This window comes from Arenimonas soli (assembly GCF_014643775.1).
GTDB classification, from domain to species: domain Bacteria; phylum Pseudomonadota; class Gammaproteobacteria; order Xanthomonadales; family Xanthomonadaceae; genus Arenimonas; species Arenimonas soli.
On record NZ_BMKC01000003.1, the window covers coordinates 1 to 20,556 of the forward strand.

General features: G+C 64.7%; 18 protein-coding genes. 6 read left to right on the forward strand and 12 right to left on the reverse strand.

The window, feature by feature from the left end; translation table 11 throughout:
* Nucleotides 1–785 precede the first annotated feature (785 nt).
* The 6 genes from IEX13_RS10620 to IEX13_RS10645 all read right to left on the reverse strand — a co-directional run bounded on the left by IEX13_RS10620 (nucleotide 786) and on the right by IEX13_RS10645 (nucleotide 7,094).
* Entirely contained in the window at nucleotides 786–1,289 is a 504-nt protein-coding gene (locus IEX13_RS10620; protein ID WP_188664007.1) for a hypothetical protein, read from the reverse strand.
* A 62-nt stretch (nucleotides 1,290–1,351) separates the two neighbouring features.
* The gene (locus IEX13_RS10625) at nucleotides 1,352–1,783 is read right to left on the reverse strand and encodes an FxLYD domain-containing protein (RefSeq protein WP_188664009.1); all 432 of its coding nucleotides are present in this window, start codon (nucleotides 1,781–1,783) and stop codon (nucleotides 1,352–1,354) included.
* Nucleotides 1,784–2,561: 778 nt separating this feature from the next.
* Entirely contained in the window at nucleotides 2,562–2,933 is a 372-nt protein-coding gene (locus tag IEX13_RS10630; protein WP_188664011.1) for a hypothetical protein, read from the reverse strand.
* Nucleotides 2,934–4,745: 1,812 nt separating this feature from the next.
* The gene (locus tag IEX13_RS10635; RefSeq protein ID WP_229668525.1) at nucleotides 4,746–5,141 is read right to left on the reverse strand and encodes an LIC_13387 family protein; all 396 of its coding nucleotides are present in this window, start codon (nucleotides 5,139–5,141) and stop codon (nucleotides 4,746–4,748) included.
* A gap of 397 nt (nucleotides 5,142–5,538) precedes the next feature.
* Nucleotides 5,539–6,003: a hypothetical protein gene (locus IEX13_RS10640; RefSeq protein ID WP_188664013.1), complete on the reverse strand. Its 465-nt coding sequence runs from the start codon at nucleotides 6,001–6,003 to the stop codon at nucleotides 5,539–5,541.
* 707 nt (nucleotides 6,004–6,710) lie between these two features.
* Nucleotides 6,711–7,094 carry a hypothetical protein gene (locus IEX13_RS10645; RefSeq protein ID WP_188664014.1) on the reverse strand — a complete coding sequence of 128 codons (384 nt, stop codon included), beginning with the start codon at nucleotides 7,092–7,094 and terminating at the stop codon, nucleotides 6,711–6,713.
* 1,009 nt (nucleotides 7,095–8,103) lie between these two features.
* On the opposite strand from IEX13_RS10645, the gene IEX13_RS10650 reads away from it, so the two are divergent.
* The gene (locus IEX13_RS10650; RefSeq protein ID WP_268235907.1) at nucleotides 8,104–9,051 is read left to right on the forward strand and encodes an integron integrase; all 948 of its coding nucleotides are present in this window, start codon (nucleotides 8,104–8,106) and stop codon (nucleotides 9,049–9,051) included.
* Nucleotides 9,052–9,063: 12 nt separating this feature from the next.
* Here IEX13_RS10650 and IEX13_RS10655 read toward each other — a convergent pair whose 3' ends face one another.
* From IEX13_RS10655 to IEX13_RS10675, 5 genes are all read right to left on the reverse strand, one after another.
* On the reverse strand, nucleotides 9,064–9,387 hold the full coding sequence (locus IEX13_RS10655) for a DUF1820 family protein (protein WP_188664018.1): 324 nt from the start codon (nucleotides 9,385–9,387) through the stop codon (nucleotides 9,064–9,066).
* A 32-nt stretch (nucleotides 9,388–9,419) separates the two neighbouring features.
* Nucleotides 9,420–9,860 (reverse strand): cupin domain-containing protein, encoded by a 441-nt coding sequence (locus tag IEX13_RS10660; protein WP_188664020.1) that lies wholly within the window; start codon nucleotides 9,858–9,860, stop codon nucleotides 9,420–9,422.
* 77 nt (nucleotides 9,861–9,937) lie between these two features.
* Nucleotides 9,938–10,615 carry a rhomboid family intramembrane serine protease gene (locus IEX13_RS10665; RefSeq protein ID WP_188664022.1) on the reverse strand — a complete coding sequence of 226 codons (678 nt, stop codon included), beginning with the start codon at nucleotides 10,613–10,615 and terminating at the stop codon, nucleotides 9,938–9,940.
* 3 nt (nucleotides 10,616–10,618) lie between these two features.
* Nucleotides 10,619–11,365, reverse strand: coding sequence for a general secretion pathway protein GspB (locus IEX13_RS14325; RefSeq protein ID WP_308423905.1), 747 nt, complete (start codon nucleotides 11,363–11,365; stop codon nucleotides 10,619–10,621).
* A complete protein-coding gene (locus IEX13_RS10675; RefSeq protein ID WP_188664026.1) occupies nucleotides 11,365–12,978 on the reverse strand; it encodes an ExeA family protein in 1,614 nt (537 codons plus the stop codon). The genes IEX13_RS14325 and IEX13_RS10675 overlap by 1 nt, the downstream gene beginning before the upstream one ends.
* 200 nt (nucleotides 12,979–13,178) lie before the next feature.
* Here IEX13_RS10675 and IEX13_RS10680 point away from each other — a divergent pair, with 200 nt between their 5' ends.
* Nucleotides 13,179–13,793, forward strand: a complete 615-nt coding sequence (locus tag IEX13_RS10680; protein ID WP_188664028.1) for a hypothetical protein — start codon at nucleotides 13,179–13,181, stop codon at nucleotides 13,791–13,793.
* Between the two features lie 41 nt (nucleotides 13,794–13,834).
* Here the strand turns inward: IEX13_RS10680 and putA are convergent, their stop codons facing one another.
* Nucleotides 13,835–16,981 carry a bifunctional proline dehydrogenase/L-glutamate gamma-semialdehyde dehydrogenase PutA gene (putA, locus tag IEX13_RS10685; protein ID WP_188665281.1) on the reverse strand — a complete coding sequence of 1,049 codons (3,147 nt, stop codon included), beginning with the start codon at nucleotides 16,979–16,981 and terminating at the stop codon, nucleotides 13,835–13,837.
* Between the two features lie 259 nt (nucleotides 16,982–17,240).
* On the opposite strand from putA, the gene coxB reads away from it, so the two are divergent.
* The 4 genes from coxB to IEX13_RS10700 are packed head-to-tail and all read left to right on the forward strand — an operon-like array spanning nucleotide 17,241 to nucleotide 20,532.
* Nucleotides 17,241–18,128, forward strand: a complete 888-nt coding sequence (gene coxB / locus IEX13_RS10690; RefSeq protein ID WP_188664030.1) for a cytochrome c oxidase subunit II — start codon at nucleotides 17,241–17,243, stop codon at nucleotides 18,126–18,128.
* A 26-nt stretch (nucleotides 18,129–18,154) separates the two neighbouring features.
* Nucleotides 18,155–19,786 carry a cytochrome c oxidase subunit I gene (gene ctaD / locus IEX13_RS10695; protein ID WP_188664032.1) on the forward strand — a complete coding sequence of 544 codons (1,632 nt, stop codon included), beginning with the start codon at nucleotides 18,155–18,157 and terminating at the stop codon, nucleotides 19,784–19,786.
* Between the two features lie 39 nt (nucleotides 19,787–19,825).
* On the forward strand, nucleotides 19,826–19,954 hold the full coding sequence (locus tag IEX13_RS14330; RefSeq protein WP_268235895.1) for a hypothetical protein: 129 nt from the start codon (nucleotides 19,826–19,828) through the stop codon (nucleotides 19,952–19,954).
* The gene (locus IEX13_RS10700) at nucleotides 19,951–20,532 is read left to right on the forward strand and encodes a cytochrome c oxidase assembly protein (protein ID WP_188664034.1); all 582 of its coding nucleotides are present in this window, start codon (nucleotides 19,951–19,953) and stop codon (nucleotides 20,530–20,532) included. Before IEX13_RS14330 ends, IEX13_RS10700 begins: the two co-directional genes overlap by 4 nt.
* Nucleotides 20,533–20,556: the final 24 nt, after the last annotated feature.

Here is a 20,556-nt window from a genome sequence, read left to right on the forward strand (position 1 = left end):
GCGTATGCGGCACCGGGAAGCAACAAGCCTAAGCAGATTGCGAAGCGCAGTTTCATGTGCCTAACACCTTGAGTTAAGCCGCGCCGAAGGCGTCGGCTTGAATGAATAGTTAGGCCTCGACGAGACTCCCGACGTTGGCCGACTCTGACTCTACGATACCTGGATAGTGGTACCAATCCTTGTGTGGCGAAAAGCGTTCACAGCACGGGCATTGGGTGTCATGCCACTGATGTCCGCAGCCGGGGCAATGACCGCCGGTCAAGAAGGTGTTCCACACAGTTCCGCAGCTCGGAACGCACTCCCAGAGGTCATCCCCGTCAGGATGCCATTCGCACTTTGGGCAGTAGANGGTTAGGCGCCATTTAACGGTGTTTCCGACCAGACGGGCAAGTACTCCTCGCATGTCCAGGCCTCTGTGAACCAGCACGCGCGGACTGCTACGTAGGTGCCCGGCCTCGAGCAGATACCAGCTGAAGTGCACTGGCCAGAGAAAGTGACAGCCTTGCCTGGCTCTAGCTTCGTGTCATGGACCATGAGTGCCATCCTGCCTGGTGATTCAGGAAATGACTCCGGACTAGGTGATCGGACTACGTGGAATGTGAGATAGGGATTGAGATAGAGGATGGGGCGAGCGAAATGGTTGCGCAGTTCAAGGACGTAGTCACCAGTGGCTTGATCGTAGGACAGAACTGACAATGAAGCCGAGCCGGTGAGAGGCGGCAGTGATGCGCAGCTGACAAGTGCAAAGATGATTGCGGCGATTACTGCGATTGTTCGCATGGCGCCTAACACCTTGAGTTAAGCCGCGCCGAAGGCGTCGGCTTGAATGATTGGTTAGCTGACTGCTCGAAATCCAGAAGAATCGAGTTCAGCCGATCTATTTCCTCGGGATCTATGGAATCAGAGCAGTCGCTCAAAACGGCTGTGACCAGGTAGTACTCCGCTTCATCACGAACGGATCCGCGTTTGAGAATGGATCTGTATTTCCGTGAGTGGCGACGACGAAGCTCAGTGAGCGTGACTATCCCGGCGCGCTTGAGAGCAGCGTCTAAGATTTCGACTTGCTGATGATCAAAGTCCTGCAGTGATTCCACGAAGTCGCTTGCTGCCTGGCGCAATCCGACCAACGCCTTCGACTTTCCAATGGCAGCGACCATGTTCCTGCCAACATTGGTCGGATGCATAGGGTCGGCCGGGCTGATTTTCAGGAAGTGCGTGGCGTACATGTCCACGAACGCACTGAGCTCGGCATACTCACGTTCCTTTTCGGCGGATATTGGACGAGCCATGGTTGGCAGCTAACGCCTTGAGTTAAGCCGCGTGCCGGAGGCACGTCGGCTTGAATGATTGGTTAGCGCTCATGGCCTGCAGAAACCACTGCAACAGAATAAGAAACATTATCGGGCAAATTCTCACCGGTCACATCGAAGCATTCGACCTGGAATGCGCGACGGTCTCCTGGGGCGAACTCACCCCAAACCTGCCTCTCGCACGTATTTACCTGGGCACTTCCAGCAAGAATAGCGACCTCCACATGCATTCGTGCCCAGGTTGTAGAGGTCTCGTTCTCGACAATTCCGCGCACCGTAAAATCTGGCACGCCCTCAACCTTCTCATGCTCGGAGATTCTCAGGCCGAGAGGGTGGGGAGTGAACTCAAGATCTGAAGGCTGAGTTGTGTCTCTAGATAAATGCTCGAATGCGAAAAAGCAGGCCACAAGGCCCGCCGTGAAGAAAATGCCAGTGACCAATGAAGTAAACGCGTTCGCGAGAAGCTGCTTCATGAGTGCTAACACCTTGAGTTGAGCCGCGTCGCGGAGCGATGTCGGCTTGAATGAATAGTTAGACCTTGGCTAGTGGAAGCACCACTCGCCGGTCGCCTTGCCGTCGCTGACGTGATTGAAGCAACCAATCGTCTGCCAGGATCCCTCGGCGGAGCAAGCCCCATCGACAACGGAATCTGGTTCCGAGCCCCATGGGGCCTCACACCAACCTTCGCAGTCCGAACTGTCGCGACACATCTCCCCACCATCCGAAGTGGGCCAGACACAGGTCTGGGTTGTGTAGAGCGCCTGCTCAACTCGGCCGCCCATGGCCTTGCAGTCAACCAGCTCTTGGGCCGAAAGGGCTTTCGATGCTGGTCGTATCGTCGGCTGCGAGCAGGCGACAAGACCCAGAGCAACAATGACCTGCAGGATTCTGAGCAAGGTCTAACACCTTGAGTTAAGCCGCGCCGAAGGCGTCGGCTTGAATGAACAGTTAGGCCGCATGCTAGCCGAAGCCGCGGCGCTTCACGTCTGCTAACCACGTCGAATCCGCGGGCCCCTCGAAGCCCACCACGGCGTCCACGCCGCACTTGGGACAGAGCGCTGTCTGACCAATAGGTTCCCCATCTGTCCAGTCCGTGACGGTGCTCGGAGGGAAGGTAGAGAGACAATGAAAGCAAGCCGCGGTTTGACTGGCAAGAAGCTCCTTTCGGTGCATCGATGAGCCGCAGGTTCTGCCCATGAGACCTAACGCCTTGAGTTAAGCCGCGCCGAAGGCGTCGGCTTGAATGATTAGTTAGGCGGCGCACCACAGCGCGATGCCGCCGATTAGGAACAGTACCAGCCAGGACAAATGCTTGCCTCTGGTGAAGAACAGAGGCAGCAATCCCGCAATGCAGAAGCTCAGCCCAATGATCTGAAGCATGCCCGGTATGGTGAGGTCACCACGACCCGCGTGCACAAGTAGGGCGGCAAAGCCGAGCCATGCGACCGTGGTGATGTGCCAAGCGAAGCGCAACGTCTGGGTCGTGAACTCCGAGCTGCCGAAAAGCTTGGGCAGGTCATCACGACGAAACAGTCGGATAAGAATGTACCGCTCGCCGAGCAGGGAGTGAGCGACCGCGAGAGCTACGGCCAGGGCTGCTGCGGTGTAGAGAAGTACTTCCATAGCCGCCTAACGCCTGAGTTAAGCCGCGTCGCGGAGCGACGTCGGCTTGAATGAATAGTTAGGCGACGCTAGCTCCGAAGCCCCGGGGCTGCAACACCCCAGGGCTGCCCAGAACCGAGAAATTTTCGCCACCTAGTCTGGCCGCGGGGCGGGACGCCTACCCAAGCCGCGGTGCCACACCGAACGTGGGTCTCAGGACTTGCCCGGACCCGGATGGCCGGGCCAGGCCGTGTCGGGGCCGAAGTCGTTTAGCTAGCGACGGGCCTAACACCTTGAGTTAAGCCGCGCCGAAGGCGTCGGCTTGAATGATTGGTTAGGCATCTTGCCTTCGAGTCATGACACCAACAAGGCCCGCGGAAAAAAAGACGACAGATCCGCCTAGAACCATCAGCCCGTGATTTGCAGGGCCTGCAACGAAAGCAACGAGCGCAAATCCCGCTAGGCCGAACAGCAGAAAAAACCAAGCAAGAACATGACTGCCTCTGGGGCCAAGAGCCCGCGGCGTGCCAAATACGGCCCGATATAGCAAGACAAACCAAACGCAAGTGACGAGGCCAAAGACTATGCCCGCAACGGCAAACCCCCGGAAAGTCAGAAACGCTGCCAGGGAACCAAACAATACGGCAAGCAGGCTATTGAGCACGATTGCCAGTGCTCGCTCGCCTCTTGTCGGAGGGCGGGTGAAATCTCTCAAAAGATGCCTAACACCTTGAGTTAAGCCGCGCCGAAGGCGTCGGCTTGAATGATTGGTTAGGCGCTCCGGGCATATGCGCTTGCCCTGGATTGAGCCTCTCCTGTAACTCCGACTACCTTGCCAAGTGATGGGTCCGCGACCCGGTAGACGATGTAACCCACATGCTGGAGCCGACTACGCCTGATGCAAGTTAACTCCACCCGATGGGGCGAATGCCAGTGACTGATGGCACCAGCCGTGCCGACCGCAAGCATGAAGCTATGCCAGTCCTTCTCGGAAAGGTGGGGATGGAACTCCACAATGAACGATGAAGGCTCCATTGACGCCTAACACCTTGAGTTAAGCCGCGCCGAAGGCGTCGGCTTGAATGATTGGTTAGGCTTCTAGCTGCGGAGTGCCAGCCATGCCCCGTAGAAGCCGATGAGCACCGCAGATGCTGCCCCAATTCGAGACCATTTGGAACCGCGACCGAAAAGCTCAGCTGCACCCTCAAGGTAAGCCTCCAGAAGCAGCCACAAAGGTAAGGCCGCTAAACCGACCCAACTGAACTCGTCGCTGGGATCAATCCAAGCCATCAGCGCTCCCGCTGCGACACCGAAGAGGCCGGCCACGAGCGGTGCGGCAACTGCAGCAAGGAACTTAGTGCGGACTTGCAGCAAATCTCACCCCTAAGGCCTAACACCTGAGTTAAGCCGCGTGCCGGAGGCACGTCGGCTTGAATGATTAGTTAGGCACGGGGTGTGCCGCCTACGACCTTGCCTGACCATAGCCGCAGGACAATCGCTTCCTGTCCTGCCGCGAGAATTTCCCCGTCAGGGTCATCCGTCACCGTGATTCTATGCGGCGGTTCACGCTCGACATTGACGCAAATGACAACGCCATCAGCAACCACTGAGTCAAAGAATGCGTCTCTTGCCTCATTGGCGGTGCGGCCGTATTCGGGGACGAGTAGGTCGCCGTGCGTGTGCCAGGCCTCGCCCCTGAATCCAACGAGGTCATCGGCCTCATAGACTTCTAGAGTCAAGGTTCCGTCCGGACTTGTTTGTGACCGATCCACCACTGCCATCGCCTAACACCTTGAGTTAAGCCGCGCCGAAGGCGTCGGCTTGAATGATTAGTTAGGCCAGCGCCGCGACGATGCTGGCCACGTAGCACACCAAGGAAATGCCGATACCGATGAAGGGAATGCTGAACCAATAGAGCTTTCCCAGCACGAAGAAGCCGCCGACCGTAAGCAAACCAACTACCAACAAGTATTGCGAAGAGAAAAGAATGCTGGCATGAGCGATCGCCAGGAAGCCATAGACCAAGCCGAAAAGCATGGCGGCAATGCTGTGACTGGCATTGAACCCAACCCAGCAGCGCCACATGTTTGTCTCTTTGGTGATCACTGGCGAAACATCGCGCATTCGAACTTGCAGCGCGGGATCACGCGGCGTGAGCTTGTCGCCAACGAAAGTATAGGCAAGGTGCAGCGTACCCAGCGCAAAGAGGATTGCTGCACTAGCGACCATTAGAGATATGGCTATCAGAACTCTCTCCTAAGTGGCCTAACGCCTTGAGTTAAGCCGCGCCGAAGGCGTCGGCTTGAATGATTGGTTAGGCCGAGGCCCCGCGGTGCCAGTCACCTAGTCAACCATCTTATCGTCGGCGCGCTGTTGCCAACGCCAACTGAGTACCAACCCAATGACGCCGAGGGGCACAGCCACCACAATGGCTACAGGCTCACTGGGGATGAACAAAAAGACTGCGAGGCACGCGAGGCAAGTAGTAAGTAAGCCTGCATAGAACCTCCAGGAAACAAAAAGGTCCACAAAATCTAGGAAATCGGGAGCGGACATAGCATGGTCGTTCCTATCGGCCTAACACCTTGAGTTAAGCCGCGCCGAAGGCGTCGGCTTGAATGATTAGTTAGCGCTCATCTGCTTCCGCTTCGAGACGCGCCACCCAGTCATTGAACTCGGGGCGGCTTTCCCAAACGATGGCTGCAGAGTGCCCGCCTGGATTGACGAAAAAGATTGCACGATCCTTCATCGAAATGTCTGGCTTATTGCACCCGGCCTGGTCGAGCTCTAGAACGTCTTTGACGTCACCGCGAAAGACTACACGGGGGAGGGCGAATACTGGCATGGGAGGATCGCTGATTATGTTGAAGCACATAGACTCAACGCCTTCCTCCGCGACTTCGCAAGCATCGTGCTTCCCAAGCTCCCGGTTCTCGTACCCCCGCAGGCGAATACCCGTGACTTCGCCGATGAAGATTGCTTCAAACTTGTCGGTATCGCCTGGGATGGGTTGTACCACATGACATGCGTGTGCCGACGACGCGACTGAGGTCAGGGCGGCGAACAACAGAACTGCGGGAAAGTTCGGCATGAGCGCTAACACCTTGAGTTAAGCTGCGCCGAAGGCGTCGGCTTGAATGACTAGTTAGGCCCAGTACCTGTACAGCACGGCGAGTGCCGCAACTGTAAGAGACTGGGCGCCAAGGATTAGAGCAATTTGATTCTTACGGAAAATGAGTGCGGCCAAGCCCGCACCAGGCAACGACCAGATGAGCGTCCCCGCGGCCGATGTCAGCAACCAGCTTGGATCGCGAAGCACATGTAGCTGCATTGATGTGGCACAAGCGAACACCAGCACGGCGGACGAGAAGTACGCGATAAGGAATCTCTTCCAAAGTGGTTCTGACAGTCCCTGCGACATTTGCATTGTGGGCCTAACACCTTGAGTTAAGCCGCGCCGAAGGCGTCGGCTTGAATGAATAGTTAGGCCTCGACGAGACTCCCGACGTTGGCCGACTCTGTCTCTACGATACCTGGATAGTGGTACCAATCCTTGTGTGGCGAAAAGCGTTCACAGCACGGGCATTGGGTGTCATGCCACTGATGTCCGCAGCCGGGGCAATGACCGCCGGTCAAGAAGGTGTTCCACACAGTTCCGCAGCTCGGAACGCACTCCCAGAGGTCATCCCCGTCAGGATGCCATTCGCACTTTGGGCAGTAGATTATTGGTTCCGACATGTGTGCCTTCGAGGCCTAACACCTTGAGTTAAGCCGCGCCGAAGGCGTCGGCTTGAATGATTAGTTAGGGCTCTGCTTGGCCCGGAGGTGACTGCCAAATATTGCACCGAAGGACGAAAGGAACGCAAAGAACGCCAAAGCCAAGACAACTGCCCATGCGGGAAAGTTGACTACGACCGCCGCGCTCAGAGCGATGAATGGCAGCGCACCGATTGCGCCTGCAATGGCGCCCTGAAGAATGGGGCGTGTCCGGGCGAAGTAAGCAGAAGAGAATCCCGAAACCACCGGAAGTAGTACCCCGCATATTTGAGTGATGCCCGAAACAATGCGCCTCGTAGCTTCATCCTCACCGGCGAGCATTGAGAGGCCGCCGAGAATAAGGGAGCCCACAACGAAGATGCCCGCGCCGAGAAGAATGGCCCTTGCGTCGATCTGGTTCGTCATCTGAGCCCTAACGCCTTGAGTTAAGCCGCGCCGAAGGCGTCGGCTTGAATGAATGGTTAGGTCCGCACGCGAGAAACAACGTAGCCACCCAGAGAAGAGAACGGAATGATCGCTGCAATTGAAAGTAGATGCACGGGACTGAGGTTTGTGCCCCCAATTAGCACCGAGGGTAGCCCCCACAGCACTGCGACCAGGCTGCCGGCTGCGAATGAATGCAAGACAAGACGACTCTCCGCGACGAACCCGGCAATCATGCCTCCAACCAAGGCCGAGATACACCATGCGCCAATGGTGAGGGCCTTCACAGAAGTGAGCCCTACAAGTTGATTGTGTGTCTGCTTCCAGTCGGGGTCTCCGACAACAGGCGCTGAGAAGGTGGAGAAAAGGCTCAAGAGTGTACTCATCGCGACTACCATAAGCACAGTACCGGCAGATCCCAGCAGCACCGATCGAATCTTCATGCGGACCTAACACCTTGAATTAAGCTGCGCCGGCCGCGACAGTCGGTTTACCCGGATAGACGGTCCGGCGTCAGCTTGAATGAATGGTTAGGCGACGCTAGCTCCGAAGTCCCTGGGCCGCAACTCCCCAGGCCCTGCCAGCAACGAGAAAGTTTCGTACCCCGGTCTGGCCGCGGGGCGGGACGCCTGGCCAAGTCGCCGCGCCATATCGAATGTGGGTCTCAAGACCGCCCGGAGCGGGGTGCTGGGACCATGCCGCGCGGGCTCCGAAGTCGTTGAGCTAGCGACGGGCCTAACACCTATTCGACCCCCAAAGCGGGCCGTTGCGCGTACGTTCCGACAGAAGTAGTGCGGGGTCAAGAGAGAATTCCTACCTCACATCAACGCTTTGGCCGATGTTCGGGGTGGCGGCGGAAGCCTCAGCATTCCGCGTTATGCATCGGTGGCGACGGCTAGGCGGTTATTGGAGCGCGAACGAGGATTCCGCCGGCGTGGCCGGGGCGGGTGATGCCTCGGCGAAGGGTGGGGCGGGGCGGCGCGCTCCGCGCCTGTTGGACGAAGTTCGCCGCGTGATGCGGGTCAAGCACTACGCCATCCGCACCGAGCGGGCGTACGTGGACTGGATCAGGCGGTTCATACAAGCAAACGGGCGCCGGCATCCGCGGGAGCTGGGTGGGCGCGAGGTCGAAGCCTTCCTGTCGCTGCTGGCGGTGCGCGGGCGGGTGGCGGCCAGTACCCAGAACCAGGCGCTGGCGGCGCTGTTGTTCCTCTACCGGGAGGTGCTAAAGACCGAGCTGCCCTGGATGGACAAGGTGGTGCGCGCCAAGCGGCCCGAGCGGGTTCCGGTGGTGCTGTCGGTGGCCGAGGTGCGGGCCCTGCTGGCCGTGCTGGAAGGACGCCCCTGGCTGCTGGCCAGCCTGCTCTACGGCAGCGGCATGCGCCTGATGGAAGTGCTGCGGCTGCGCATCAAGGACGTGGACTTTGGTCGCGGCGAAATCACCGTGCGCGAAGGCAAGGGCGCACGCGACCGGCGCACGGTGCTGCCGGCGTCCCTGGTCGAACCGCTGCAGCGCCAGGTCGATCGCGCCCGGGCGCTGCATGCCGTCGACCTGCGCGAAGGTTTCGGCCAGGCCTGGCTGCCTTTCGCGCTGGCGCGAAAATATCCTAACGCCGGCCGCGAGCCGGGCTGGCAATACCTGTTTCCCTCCGAACGCCGCTCGGCCGATCCGCGCGACGGCGTGGTGCGGCGGCACCACCTCGACGACCAGGTCGTCGGCCGCGCGCTCAAGGGCGCCGCCCGTCGTGTCGGCCTGGTCAAACCCGTCAGCGCGCACACGCTGCGCCACAGTTTCGCCACCCACCTGCTTGAAGCCGGCTACGACATCCGCACGGTGCAGGAGCTGCTGGGCCACAAGGACGTCGCGACAACGCAGATCTACACGCACGTATTGAACCGCGGCGCCGGCGGCGTGCTCAGCCCGCTGGACCGGCAGTGAACGGCGCGGGCGTCAGCGCGGCTTGGCCGGCAGCGGGAACGGCGTCACCACCTTCTCGCCGGTGCTGGCGTCGCGGATGCTCAGCAGGCCCTTGCGGTCCACCTCTTCCACGCGCACCACGCTTTGCATCGGCAGGTGCAGCACGCGGGTGTCGGCGAACTCGTCGCGCAGGCGTTCTTCGGTGGGGTCCACCACCACGCCTTCCTTGGCATCGAACACCAGGTCGGCCACTTCCGTGAAACCCCACAGCGAACTCGCCGCCACCCGGCGCGCGTACAGCTCGTACACCTTGCCGGCGTTGAGGAAGGTCACCTTGTAAAGGATGCGCGTGCTCATGGCCGCGATTCTATGCCACCGCGCCTGCCGCGTCAGTCGGTGGGCACGGCATCCACCGGGGCGCTGAACGAAATGAACAGGATGCAGGGCTCGCCTTCCGCGCAGACCGCCGAATGGCCAAGCCGCGCCGGACCATAGGCGTACATGCCGGTCCGCAGCGTGCGTGGTTCCTGGCCGTCGTAGTGGACCTGGAGTTCGCCGGAAACCAGCACCATGCGTTCGGGCGACGTGTGCCAGTGGTGGGGAATCACCGACCCCCCGGGGACCTTGAAGAAGACGTCGGAAGCCGGGCCGGCCGGGTCGCCGTTCAGCACCGTGATCCCGCAGCCTTCGGGCATGAAGGCCGGGCACGGGCCCCAGGCCAGTGCGGGATCATCCGCGGAAAACGCAAGCGCGGGGTCCGGGTCGTTCGCCAGGGCGGCCGGGCTGGCAAGCAGCAGCACGAACGCGCTTCGCAGGGCAAGTTGGTTCATGGCGCACCTCCGGGAGGCAAAGGGGCGGATCACCCCTCCTGTCCAACGTGCCGCGCGGCGGGAAACGGCCTGCGGCTTCAGGCTCCGCGCAGCCGACGCGCCAGCATCGGCTTCAGGGCCAGCGCGTAGATCAGCCCGACCCCGAAGCCGGCCAGGTGCGCCCACCAGGCCACCGCACCGAAGCTGGGGCCGGCGAAGGTGAAGATCAACTGCAGCGTGGCCCACAGGCCGATCAGCAGGGCCGCCGGCACCTTGATGAATTCCAGCCACAGGCCCAGCGGCACCACCACGCCCAGGCGCGCCCGGGGGAACAGGGCCAGGTAGGCACCGATCACCGCCGACACGCCGCCGCTGGCGCCGATGATCGCGCGCGCCGGCGTGCCCATCAGCAGCGCGGCGGCCAGGTTGGCCAGGGCACCGCCGGCCAGGAACAGCAGCAGGAACCGCCAGGGGCCCATGGTGCGTTCCGACGGCAGGCCGAAGATAAGCAGGAACAGCAGGTTGCCGACCAGGTGCACCGGCCCGGCGTGGATGAACAGCGCGGTCAGCAGGGTCAGCAGGCGCTCGTCGCGCATCGCCGCGCGCCACTCGGTGACGCTGCCCGACAGCGTGCCCCAGCGCAGCAGCGTGGCGCGCCAGGCGGCGTCGTCGGGCAGCAGGAAGATCCAGATGTAGGCGCCGACCATCAGCAGCGCCAGCAGCGGCGTGGCCCAGCGCCAGTGCGCCCTGCGGCGGGTGGGCAGGTCGACGAACACCGGTCAGGGCCTCGGCAGCAGCACGTCGCGGCCGCGCAGCGAAAGCACCAGGCCATCGCGGCGGATTTCCTGGATCACCACGCCGTCGGCGGGGTTGGCGCCTTCGCCGTGGCGGCGGCCGTCGAGGATGACGAAGCGCTGCGCAGGGTCGTCGGCGAAAACGTGCATGGTGATTTTCAGCGGCGGCAGCGCGCTGCGTTCGCTGGCGGGCAGGTCGGCGAGGCGGGGCAGGGTGTTGGTGGGCGTGCCCTCGGCCGCAGGCGGGAGAGGGGGAGGGGCCGTCGGCGCGGGAGCCTGCGTCGGCGTTGGCGCGGGAACGGGCGTTGGCGCAGGTACTTGTGCCGGTGCCGGCACGCGCGCGACCTCAGGACTCCCTCCCCCGTCCACGGGGGAGGGCAGGGGAGGTGGCAAGGTCACGTTCGGCGGAACCACGCTCGCTCCGCGCGCACCCTCACCCCGGCCCGCTTCCGCAGGCGGCAGGGGAGCAGCCACGACTCCCGGGCTATCTCCCGCGCTTGCGGGGGAGGGCTGGGGAGGGGGCGCGCCACCCATCGAATCTCCCCGCGACCATTCCCGCCAAGCGAACACGCCAACCACCACGACAAGCAACACGCCCGCCGCATGCGCCCAGCCGGGCGTCGCACGCCGCGACCGCACCGGCAGCCCCACCTGTTCAACGAACAGGCCCGGGGCCTTGCCGCGCTGGCGCTCGGCTTCCGACTTCTTCAGGGCTTCCAGGATCAGCGACATCAGTCCAGCACCCGGCGCAGGCGCGGGCCCTCGTTTTCGCGGGCGGCCAGGGCCATCAGGGTTTCCGGGCCGATCACGCCGTCGGGCACCAGGCCATTGGCGTCCTGCAGCCGGCGCACGGCGTCGATGCTGTGGGCATCGAGCACCGCGGGGCCGGCTTCAGCCGATTGCAGGCCGGCGCGGTCGCGCAGCCGGTCGTGGATCCAGTCCACGGCCGGCCCGCTGTCGCCGGCCACCGGGGCCGGCCACAGGAAGTCCGGGCCGCGCCACAGGGTGGCGTATTCACCTCCCCAGGCACGTTCCAGCGCCAGCCGGTCTGTGTCGAAGCGGCCGCCGCCCAGCCACAGGCGCACCCGCAGCGCGTCGGCGCCCAGCAGCAGGGCCCAGGCTTCTTCGCCATCGGCGCGCAGGCGCAGCAGCGAAGGGCGGCCCAGCGCCGCCAGCTTGTCCAGGCCGGCGCGGCCGCGCTGGCAATACAGGCCCGGCGCCAGCACCGGCGGGCAGGCCTGGGCGCGGTCCACGGTGGTTTCGTTGGCGCGCACCGTCCACAGGCCCAGCAGCTGGCCCCAGGCGGGCTGCGCCGGCGCGCCGGCCAGGCGGATGCGGTCGGCCAGCTGCGCACCGGGCAGGTACGGCACCACCGCCACGGCCACGGGCGGCGGCTCGGCCTGGCGTTGTGATTCGGGTTCGGGCTCGGGCGGCAGTGGCGTGCGTTCGCGCATCGCCAGGGCGATCACCAGCACCGCCAGCACGGCGGCCACGCCCCAGGCCAGGGTCGGGCGCGGCAATTTCGAAAGCCGCGGCGCCATGGCTTCGCGCGCGGCGCGGTCCACCCAGCGTTCGCCGACCTGGCTTTCATCGTGGGCGTAGCCGGCCAGCAGCGCGCGTTCGGCGATGATGTTCACCAGCCGCGGCACGCCGCCGGCGTGGTGGTGTATGCGCTTGACCGCCAGCTTGGTGAACGGGAAGCGCGTGCCGCCGGCCACCGCGAAACGATGCCGCAGGTAGGCCTCGGTTTCGGCGCCGTCCATCGGCGTCAGGTGGAAACGCGCGGTGACGCGCTGCGCCAGCTGGCGCAGGTCGGGGCGCGCCAGCATGTCGCGCAGTTCCGGCTGGCCCAGCAGCAGGATCTGCAGCAGCTTCTGCGTGGGCGTTTCCAGGTTGGTCAGCAGGCGCACCTGTTCCAGCGCTTCGGGGCTGAGGTTCTGCGCCTCGTCGATGATCAGCACCACGCGCAGCCCTTGGGCGTAGGCGTCGAGCAGGAAGTGGTTGAGCGCATCCACCAGGCCCTTGAGGCTGCCGCGGCGGCCGGCCACGTCGATGCGCAGTTCTTCGCAGATCGTTTCCAGCAGTTCCACCGGGTCCAGCCGCGGGTTCAGCACCAGCGCCACGCGCACGTTGTCCGGCAGCTGTTCCAGCAGCAGGCGGCACAGCGTGGTCTTGCCCGTGCCCACTTCGCCGGTGAGCTGCACGAAGCCGCCGCCGCCGCCCTGGCCGATGCCGAACAGCAGGTGCGCGAGCGCGTCCCGGTGGCGCTCGCTCAGGTAGACGAAGCGCGGGTCGGGCGTGATCGAGTACGGCGGCTCGTCCAGGCCGTAGTGCTCGAGATACATGCGAGGTCCGGGCGAAAGGGGCGACCAGCATGCCACGCCGGCCACGCGGGCAGGAACCGCCGCCTTCCTGCCCGCGGCGGGCGGCTTTCCTCGCGTCCGGGTCGCGTCTTGCCTACCGGCGTGCCGGGGTTGTGCCGATTCGCGGGGACGTCGCCGGGCGGACGCTGTGCCTGCGCCATCCCGGCGCGAAGGAGACCCCGATGATCCTCACCCGCTGTTTCGCCATCGCCACCCTGTGGGCGGCCGCCGCCGGTGCCTGGGCCAATCCCGGCACCGGCGACGAAACCGTCGAACGGCCGCCCGGCGCGGCCTACCTCACCATCACCTCGGCCGTGCCCGAAGAAACCGCCTTCCCCGACGACGGCAGCACCCACCTGGTCTGGGAAGACAGCGCCGGCCGCCGCAGCAAGGCCGAGATCCTGGCCGACGGCACCATCCGCCTGTACCTGCCCGGGGAGCCTGTGCGCCAGGTCCCGCCGCGCCCGCGCCTGCTCACCCTGTCCGAAGAACAGCGCGTGAACCTGATCCTGGACTACTACTACGAAAACGGCGTGTACCTGGAAAACCGCCGCATGCGCCGCCCCAGCGACCCGCCGCGGCGCCGGGTCGTGCGCGGGGGCGGAGGCATCGGCCCGCTCATCGTCTGGATGATCGCCGACGCCTGCATCACCGCCGAGAAGGGGCGCCAGAACGCCTGCTTCGAGGAATGCGCGGCGATCGGCATGAGCGCGCACTACCGCAGCGGCGTGTGCGGCGCCGGCTCCACCTGTGCCTGCGTGTACGTGGTTGAACGCCAGCCCGATACCGGCAACTAGGGCGCAATGGCGAAGGCCCTCCATCCGGAGGGCCTTCGTGCTCAGTCGTCCAGCGTCAGCAGCGAAGCGTTGCCACCCGCCGCCGTGGTGTTCACCGTCAACACCCGCTCGGTGGCGAAGCGCAGCAGGTAGTGCGGACCGCCGGCCTTGGGGCCGGTGCCGGACAGGCCTTCGCCGCCGAAGGGTTGCACGCCGACCACGGCGCCCACCTGGTTGCGGTTGACGTAACAGTTGCCCACCCGCACGGTGTTGGCGATCTTCTCCACCGTCGCATCGATGCGTGAATGGATGCCCAGGGTCAGGCCGTAGCCGGTGGCGTTGATGTCGGCCATCACCTGGTCGAGTTCGCTGGCTTCGTAGCGCAGCACGTGCAGCACCGGGCCGAAGACTTCGCGTTCAAGCTGGGACAGGCTCTTGAGTTCATAGGCGCGCGGCGCGAAGAAGCAGCCATTGGCGGTGTCTTCCGGCAGCTTCACCTGGTTGATCAGCTTGGCCTCGCGGTCCATGCGCTCGGCGTGGGCTTCCAGCACCTTGCGCGCGTCCTCGTCGATCACCGGGCCCACGTCGGTGCTCAGCAGCGCCGGGTTGCCTACGCGCAGTTCGTCCATCGCGCCCGACAGCATGGTGATCACCTTGTCGGCGATGTCGGCCTGCACGTACAGCACGCGCGCCGCCGAACAGCGCTGGCCGGCCGAATCGAAGGCCGAGGTCATGGCGTCCTTCACCAGCTGCTCGGGCAGCGCCGAGGAGTCGGCGATCAGCGCATTCTGGCCGCCGGTTTCGGCGATCAGCGCGGCGATCGGCGCCTTGCGCGCGGCCAGGGCGCGGTTGATCACCCAGGCGGTTTCGGTGGAACCGGTGAATACCACGCCGGCGATGCGCGGGTCCTTGGTCAGCGCCGCACCGACGGTGGCACCGTCGCCGGGCACGAACTGCAGCACGTCCCGGGGTACGCCGGCCTCGTGCAGCAGCTGCGTGGCCAGGAAAGCGGTCAGGCTGGTCTGTTCGGCGGGCTTGGCCACCACGGTATTGCCCGAGGCCAGCGCCGCGGCCACCTGGCCCAGGTAGATCGCCAGCGGGAAGTTCCAGGGGCTGATGCAGGCGAACACGCCCTTGCCGTGCAGCCACAGTTCGTTGGTTTCGCCGGTGGGGCCGGGCAGTTTTTCCGGCGCGCCGAACAGCTTGCGCGACTGCATGGCGTAATAGCGCAGGAAGTCCACGGCTTCGCGCACCTCGCCCACCGACGAGGCGATGGACTTGCCCGCTTCCTTCACGCAGATCGCCATGAAGGCGCCCATGCGCTGTTCCAGCAGGTCGGCGGCGTGTTCCAGGATGCGCGCGCGGCTGGCCGCCGGCATCTTGTCCCAGCCCGGCTGCGCGGCCACGGCGTTGGCGATGGCCAGCTCGACGGTGGCGGCGTCGGCGTTGAGGTACTCGCCCACCACTTCGCGGCGGTCGGCGGGGTTGCTTACCTTCACCTTTTCGCCCGTGGGCTTGGCGCCCGGCACCAGCGGCATGGCCGACACCGGGGCGAGCGCGGCGTTCATTTCGCGCGCGAGGGTGGCGAGGGTGTCGTCGTTGGCGAGATTGGCGCCCATGGAATTGGTCCTGTCTTCGCCGGCGGCCCGGAACAGCGCGCGCGGCATGGGGATGCGGGGATGGGGCTTGGATTCGAACGCCGAGGCCACGGCCACCGGGTCGGCGACCAGGTCGGCGGCCGGCAGGGATTCGTCGGTGATGCGGTTGACGAAGCTGGAATTGGCGCCGTTTTCCAGCAGGCGCCGCACCAGGTAGGGCAGCAGGTCCTCGTGCGAGCCCACCGGCGCGTACACCCGGCAGGGCACGCCCAGCTTGTCGGCGGGGACGACCTCGGCATAAAGATCGTCGCCCATGCCGTGCAGCTTCTGGTATTCGAAGCCGGCGCCCTGCGCGAAATGATGGATCGCCGCGATGGTGTGGGCGTTGTGCGTCGCGAACATCGGATAGATCGCGTCCGTCGCCGCCAGCATCTGCCGCGCGCAGGCCAGGTAGCTCACGTCGGTGTTCACCTTGCGCGTGAACACCGGGAAGCCGGGGTAGCCGTCGGCCTGGGCCTTCTTCACTTCGCTGTCCCAGTACGCGCCCTTCACCAGGCGCATCGGGATGCGCCGGCCGCTGCGGCGGGCCAGGTCGACGATGTAGTCGATCACGTAGGGCGCACGCTTCTGGTAGGCCTGCACGGCCAGGCCGTAGCCTTCCCAGCCCTCCAGCGAAGGGTCCTCGTAGGCGCCGGCAATGACGTCCAGGCTCAGTTCCAGGCGCTCGGATTCTTCGGCGTCGATGGTGAAGCCGATGCCCCGGGCCTTGGCCAGCCGGGCCAGTTCCAGCACCCGCGGGGTCAGTTCGGCCTGCACGCGGGCGCGCTGGGCCAGTTCGTAGCGCGGGTGCAGGGCGGAAAGCTTCACCGAGATCGACGGCGCCTGGAATACGTCCTTGAACGGCCCGCCGGCGCCGATCGCCTCGATCGCGTCGCGGTAGGCCTTCAGGTAGCGGTCGGCGTCGGCCTGGGTGAAGGCGGCTTCGCCCAGCATGTCGAACGAATACAGGTAGTCGGCCGCGTCGCCCTTGCGGCTGCGCTCCAGCGCCTCGGTGATGGTGCGGCCCATGACGAACTGGTGGCCCATGATGCGCATGGCCTGGCGCACGGCCAGGCGGATCGCCGGTTCGCCGGCTCGGCCGACCAGGCGGCGGAAGGCGCCGACGGCATTGCGGCGGGTTTCATCGGCCAGGTTGACCATGCGGCCGGTCAGCATCAGGCCCCAGGTGGAGGCATTGACCAGCACCGAGCTGGACCGGCCCATGTGCTTGTCCCAGTCGGCGTCGCCCAGCTTGTCGCGGATCAGCTTGTCGGCCGTGGCCCGGTCGGGCACCCGCAGCAGGGCTTCGGCCACGCACATCAGCAGCACGCCTTCTTCGCTGGACAGGTCGTATTGGCGCATGAAGGCCTCGACCATGCCCGGGTCGGCGCCGCGCACCCGGGTGCGCTCCACCAGGCCCACGGCGGCGGCCTGCACCGCCGCCTGCTCGACGGCCGGCAGGCGGGCCATTTCCAGCAGGCCGGCCAGGTGCTCGGCCTCGTCGCGGTGGAAGGCCGCGGTGATCCGGGCGCGCAGGTCCGACGGCGCGCCGGGCAGTTCAGGGCTCAGGATCGGGGTCACAAGGGTCCGTGGTGGTCGGCGCTGGCAGCGCGTGAACGCGGATTCTAAGGCCGCTGCCGGGGGCGCCGAAAGCGGTCCGCGTTCACCTTTCCGGACAACGGGCGTCCGGATTGGCTTGCCCCCCCGTCGCGCGGGTCGCTAAAATCCGCCAGTTCTCCTGCCCCGCGCCCCTGCCGCTGGCCGCCCCCTGGGCTGCCGGCGACGACCGGGAGCCGGGCGGAGCCAAGACCACACGTTGGGGTATGTTCGGATGAAAGCGAAGAAAGCAAGCGCCATCGTCGCCAGGGTCGCCACCGGCCTGATGGCCGCGATGGCCAGTGTCTCGGCCTGGGCCACCAACAGCGAACCGGTGCGCTGGCAGCTCAACATGCCCGAAGGCGTCACCCGCACCGCGGAAAACGCCTACTTCATGCACATGCTGATGCTCTGGATCTGCGTTGCCATCGGCATCGTGGTGTTCGGGGCCATGGCCTACGCCATGGTGAAGTTCCGCAAGTCCAAGGGCGCCAAGCCCGACGTGGACTTCACCCACTCGACCAAGCTCGAGATCCTCTGGACCGTCATCCCCATCGTCATCCTGGTGGTGATGGCCGTGCCGGCCACCACGATGGTCATCCAGCAGTACGACGCCAAGGGCCACGAAATGACGGTGAAGGTCACCGGCTACCAGTGGATGTGGCGCTACGAAATCGTCGGCGAGGACGTGAACTTCATCTCCCGCCTCGACCGCGAATCCGACCGCATCCGCCAGTCCGGTGAACGCCCCGACAGCGACGTCGTGCCGCACTACCTGCGTGACGTCGACCGTCCGCTGGTGCTGCCCACCGACACCAAGATCCGCTTCGTGGTGACCGCCGACGACGTCATCCACGCCTGGTGGGTGCCGGCGCTGGGCTGGAAGCAGGACGCCATCCCGGGCGTGATCAACGAAGCCTGGACCGAGATCAAGCAGCCGGGCACCTACCGCGGCGTTTGCGCCGAGCTGTGCGGCAAGGACCACGGCTTCATGCCGATCGTCGTCAAGGCCGTGCCGCGCGCCGAGTACGAGGCCTGGCTGGCCGCCCAGAAGGCCGGCGACCTCGCCGAAGCCGCCCGCATCGTCGCCAACGCCCCCGCCAACGCGGGCGGCGAGGGCTGAGCAGAACCTGAGAGAGGCACAAGACCATGGCACACACTGACGCCCACGCCGCCGACCACCACGGCGAGCACAAGCAGGGCTTCGTCCAGCGCTGGCTCTACTCCACCAACCACAAGGACATCGGTACCCTGTACCTGATCTTTGCGCTGGTGATGTTCTTCATCGGCGGCTCGATGGCCCTGGTGATCCGCGCTGAACTCTTCCAGCCGGGCCTGCAGCTGGTCGAGCCGGAATTCTTCAACCAGATGACCACCATGCACGCGCTGGTGATGATCTTCGGCGCGGTCATGCCGGCCTTCGTCGGCCTGGCCAACTGGATGATCCCGCTGCAGATCGGCGCGCCCGACATGGCGCTGCCGCGCATGAACAACTGGTCGTTCTGGATCCTGCCCTTCGCCTTCACCCTGCTGCTGATGCCGCTGATCCTCCAGATCTTCTTCGGCATCGGTGGCGGTGGCCCGGCCGGTGGCTGGACCCTGTACCCGCCGCTTTCCCTGCAGGGCGGCAACAGCACGGCCTTCACCATCTTCGCGATCCACCTGATGGGCATCAGCTCGATCATGGGCGCGATCAACGTCATCGCCACCATCCTCAACATGCGCGCCCCGGGCGTCGACCTGCTGAAGATGCCGATCTTCGTCTGGACCTGGCTCATCACCGCCTTCCTGCTGATCGCGGTGATGCCGGTGCTGGCCGGCGCGGTCACGATGCTGCTGACCGACAAGTTCTTCGACACCAGCTTCTTCAATGCCGCCGGCGGCGGTGACCCGGTGATGTTCCAGCACATCTTCTGGTTCTTCGGGCACCCCGAGGTCTACATCATGATCCTGCCGGCCTTCGGCATCGTGTCGGAAATCATCCCGACCTTCGCCCGCAAGCCGCTGTTCGGTTACCAGGCGATGGTGTACGCCACCGCGTCCATCGCCTTCCTGTCGTTCATCGTGTGGGCCCACCACATGTTCACCGTGGGCATGCCCCTGGGCGGCGAGCTGTACTTCATGTACGCGACCATGCTCATCGCCATTCCCACCGGCGTGAAGGTCTTCAACTGGGTCACCACCATGTGGCGCGGCTCGATGACCTTCGAAACCCCGATGCTGTTCGCCCTGGGCTTCGTGATCATGTTCACCATCGGCGGTTTCTCGGGCCTGATGCTGGCCATCGTCCCGGCCGACTTCCAGTACCACGACACCTACTTCGTGGTGGCGCACTTCCACTACGTGCTGGTCACCGGCGCCGTGTTCGGCATCATGGCCGGCGTGTACTACTGGCTGCCCAAGTGGACCGGCCACATGTACAACGAGTCGCTGGGCAAGTGGCACTTCTGGCTGTCCACGATCTTCGTGAACCTGCTGTTCTTCCCGCAGCACTTCCTGGGCCTGGCGGGCATGCAGCGCCGCGTGCCGGACTACAACATGGCCTTCGCCGACTTCAACATGTGGTCGACCATCGGCGGCTTCGGTTTCGGCATCAGCCAGCTGCTGTTCGCCTACATCATCTGGTCGGCGGCCCGTGGCGGCGTCAAGGCCGAGCCGCGCGTCTGGGAAGGCGCCAAGGGCCTGGAGTGGACGGTGCCTTCGCCGGCCCCGCACCACACCTTCACCCTGCCGCCGGTCATCAAGGACGGTGACTTGGCCCACGGCGACATCACCCACTAAGGAGTGCAGGCGCCCCGCCCGGGGCGCCGCCAGCCCGGCATGAACAATCCCAGCCCGATCAAGACCGACGAGACCCGCCGCCGCAACGCCCGCCGCACGGCGCTGGCGCTTGCGCTGGTGGCCGCCGGTATCTTCGTGGCGTTCCTGCTGACGGCGGTGCTGCCATGAACACCCGTTCGCTCAAGACCTTCAAGACCATCGCCCTGGTCTCGGCGGCCTCGTTCGTGTTCGCGTTCTCGCTGGTGCCGCTGTACCGCATCGCCTGCGAAAAGGTCTTCGGCATCAAGCTCGAACAGGGCCCCGCCGGCGAAGCGCAGGTGGCCGGGCTGCAGGTGGATGAATCGCGCACGGTCACCATCGAGTTCGACGCCACGGTGAACTCGAAGCTGCCCTGGGAGTTCAAGCCCACCCAGCTCACCATGCAGGTGCACCCGGGCAAGATGTATGAAATGAACTACATCGCGCGCAACATCTCCGACCATGCGATCGTCGGCAATGCCGCGCCGTCGGTGGCGCCGTCCACGGCGTCCACCTTCTTCAACAAGACCGAGTGCTTCTGCTTCACCGAACAGCTGCTGGCCGCGGGCGAAGAGCGCCTGATGCCGGTGCGTTTCATCGTTGACCCGGCGCTGCCGGGCAACGTGCAGACGCTCACCCTTTCCTACACTTTCTTCAGCAACGACGCGGCCACGGCCCGGGTCGGCGAGGGCGCCCATGCCCCCGCCACCGCCCGCACCGCGCCGTGACCCAAGGCCCACCAGGAGTACCGG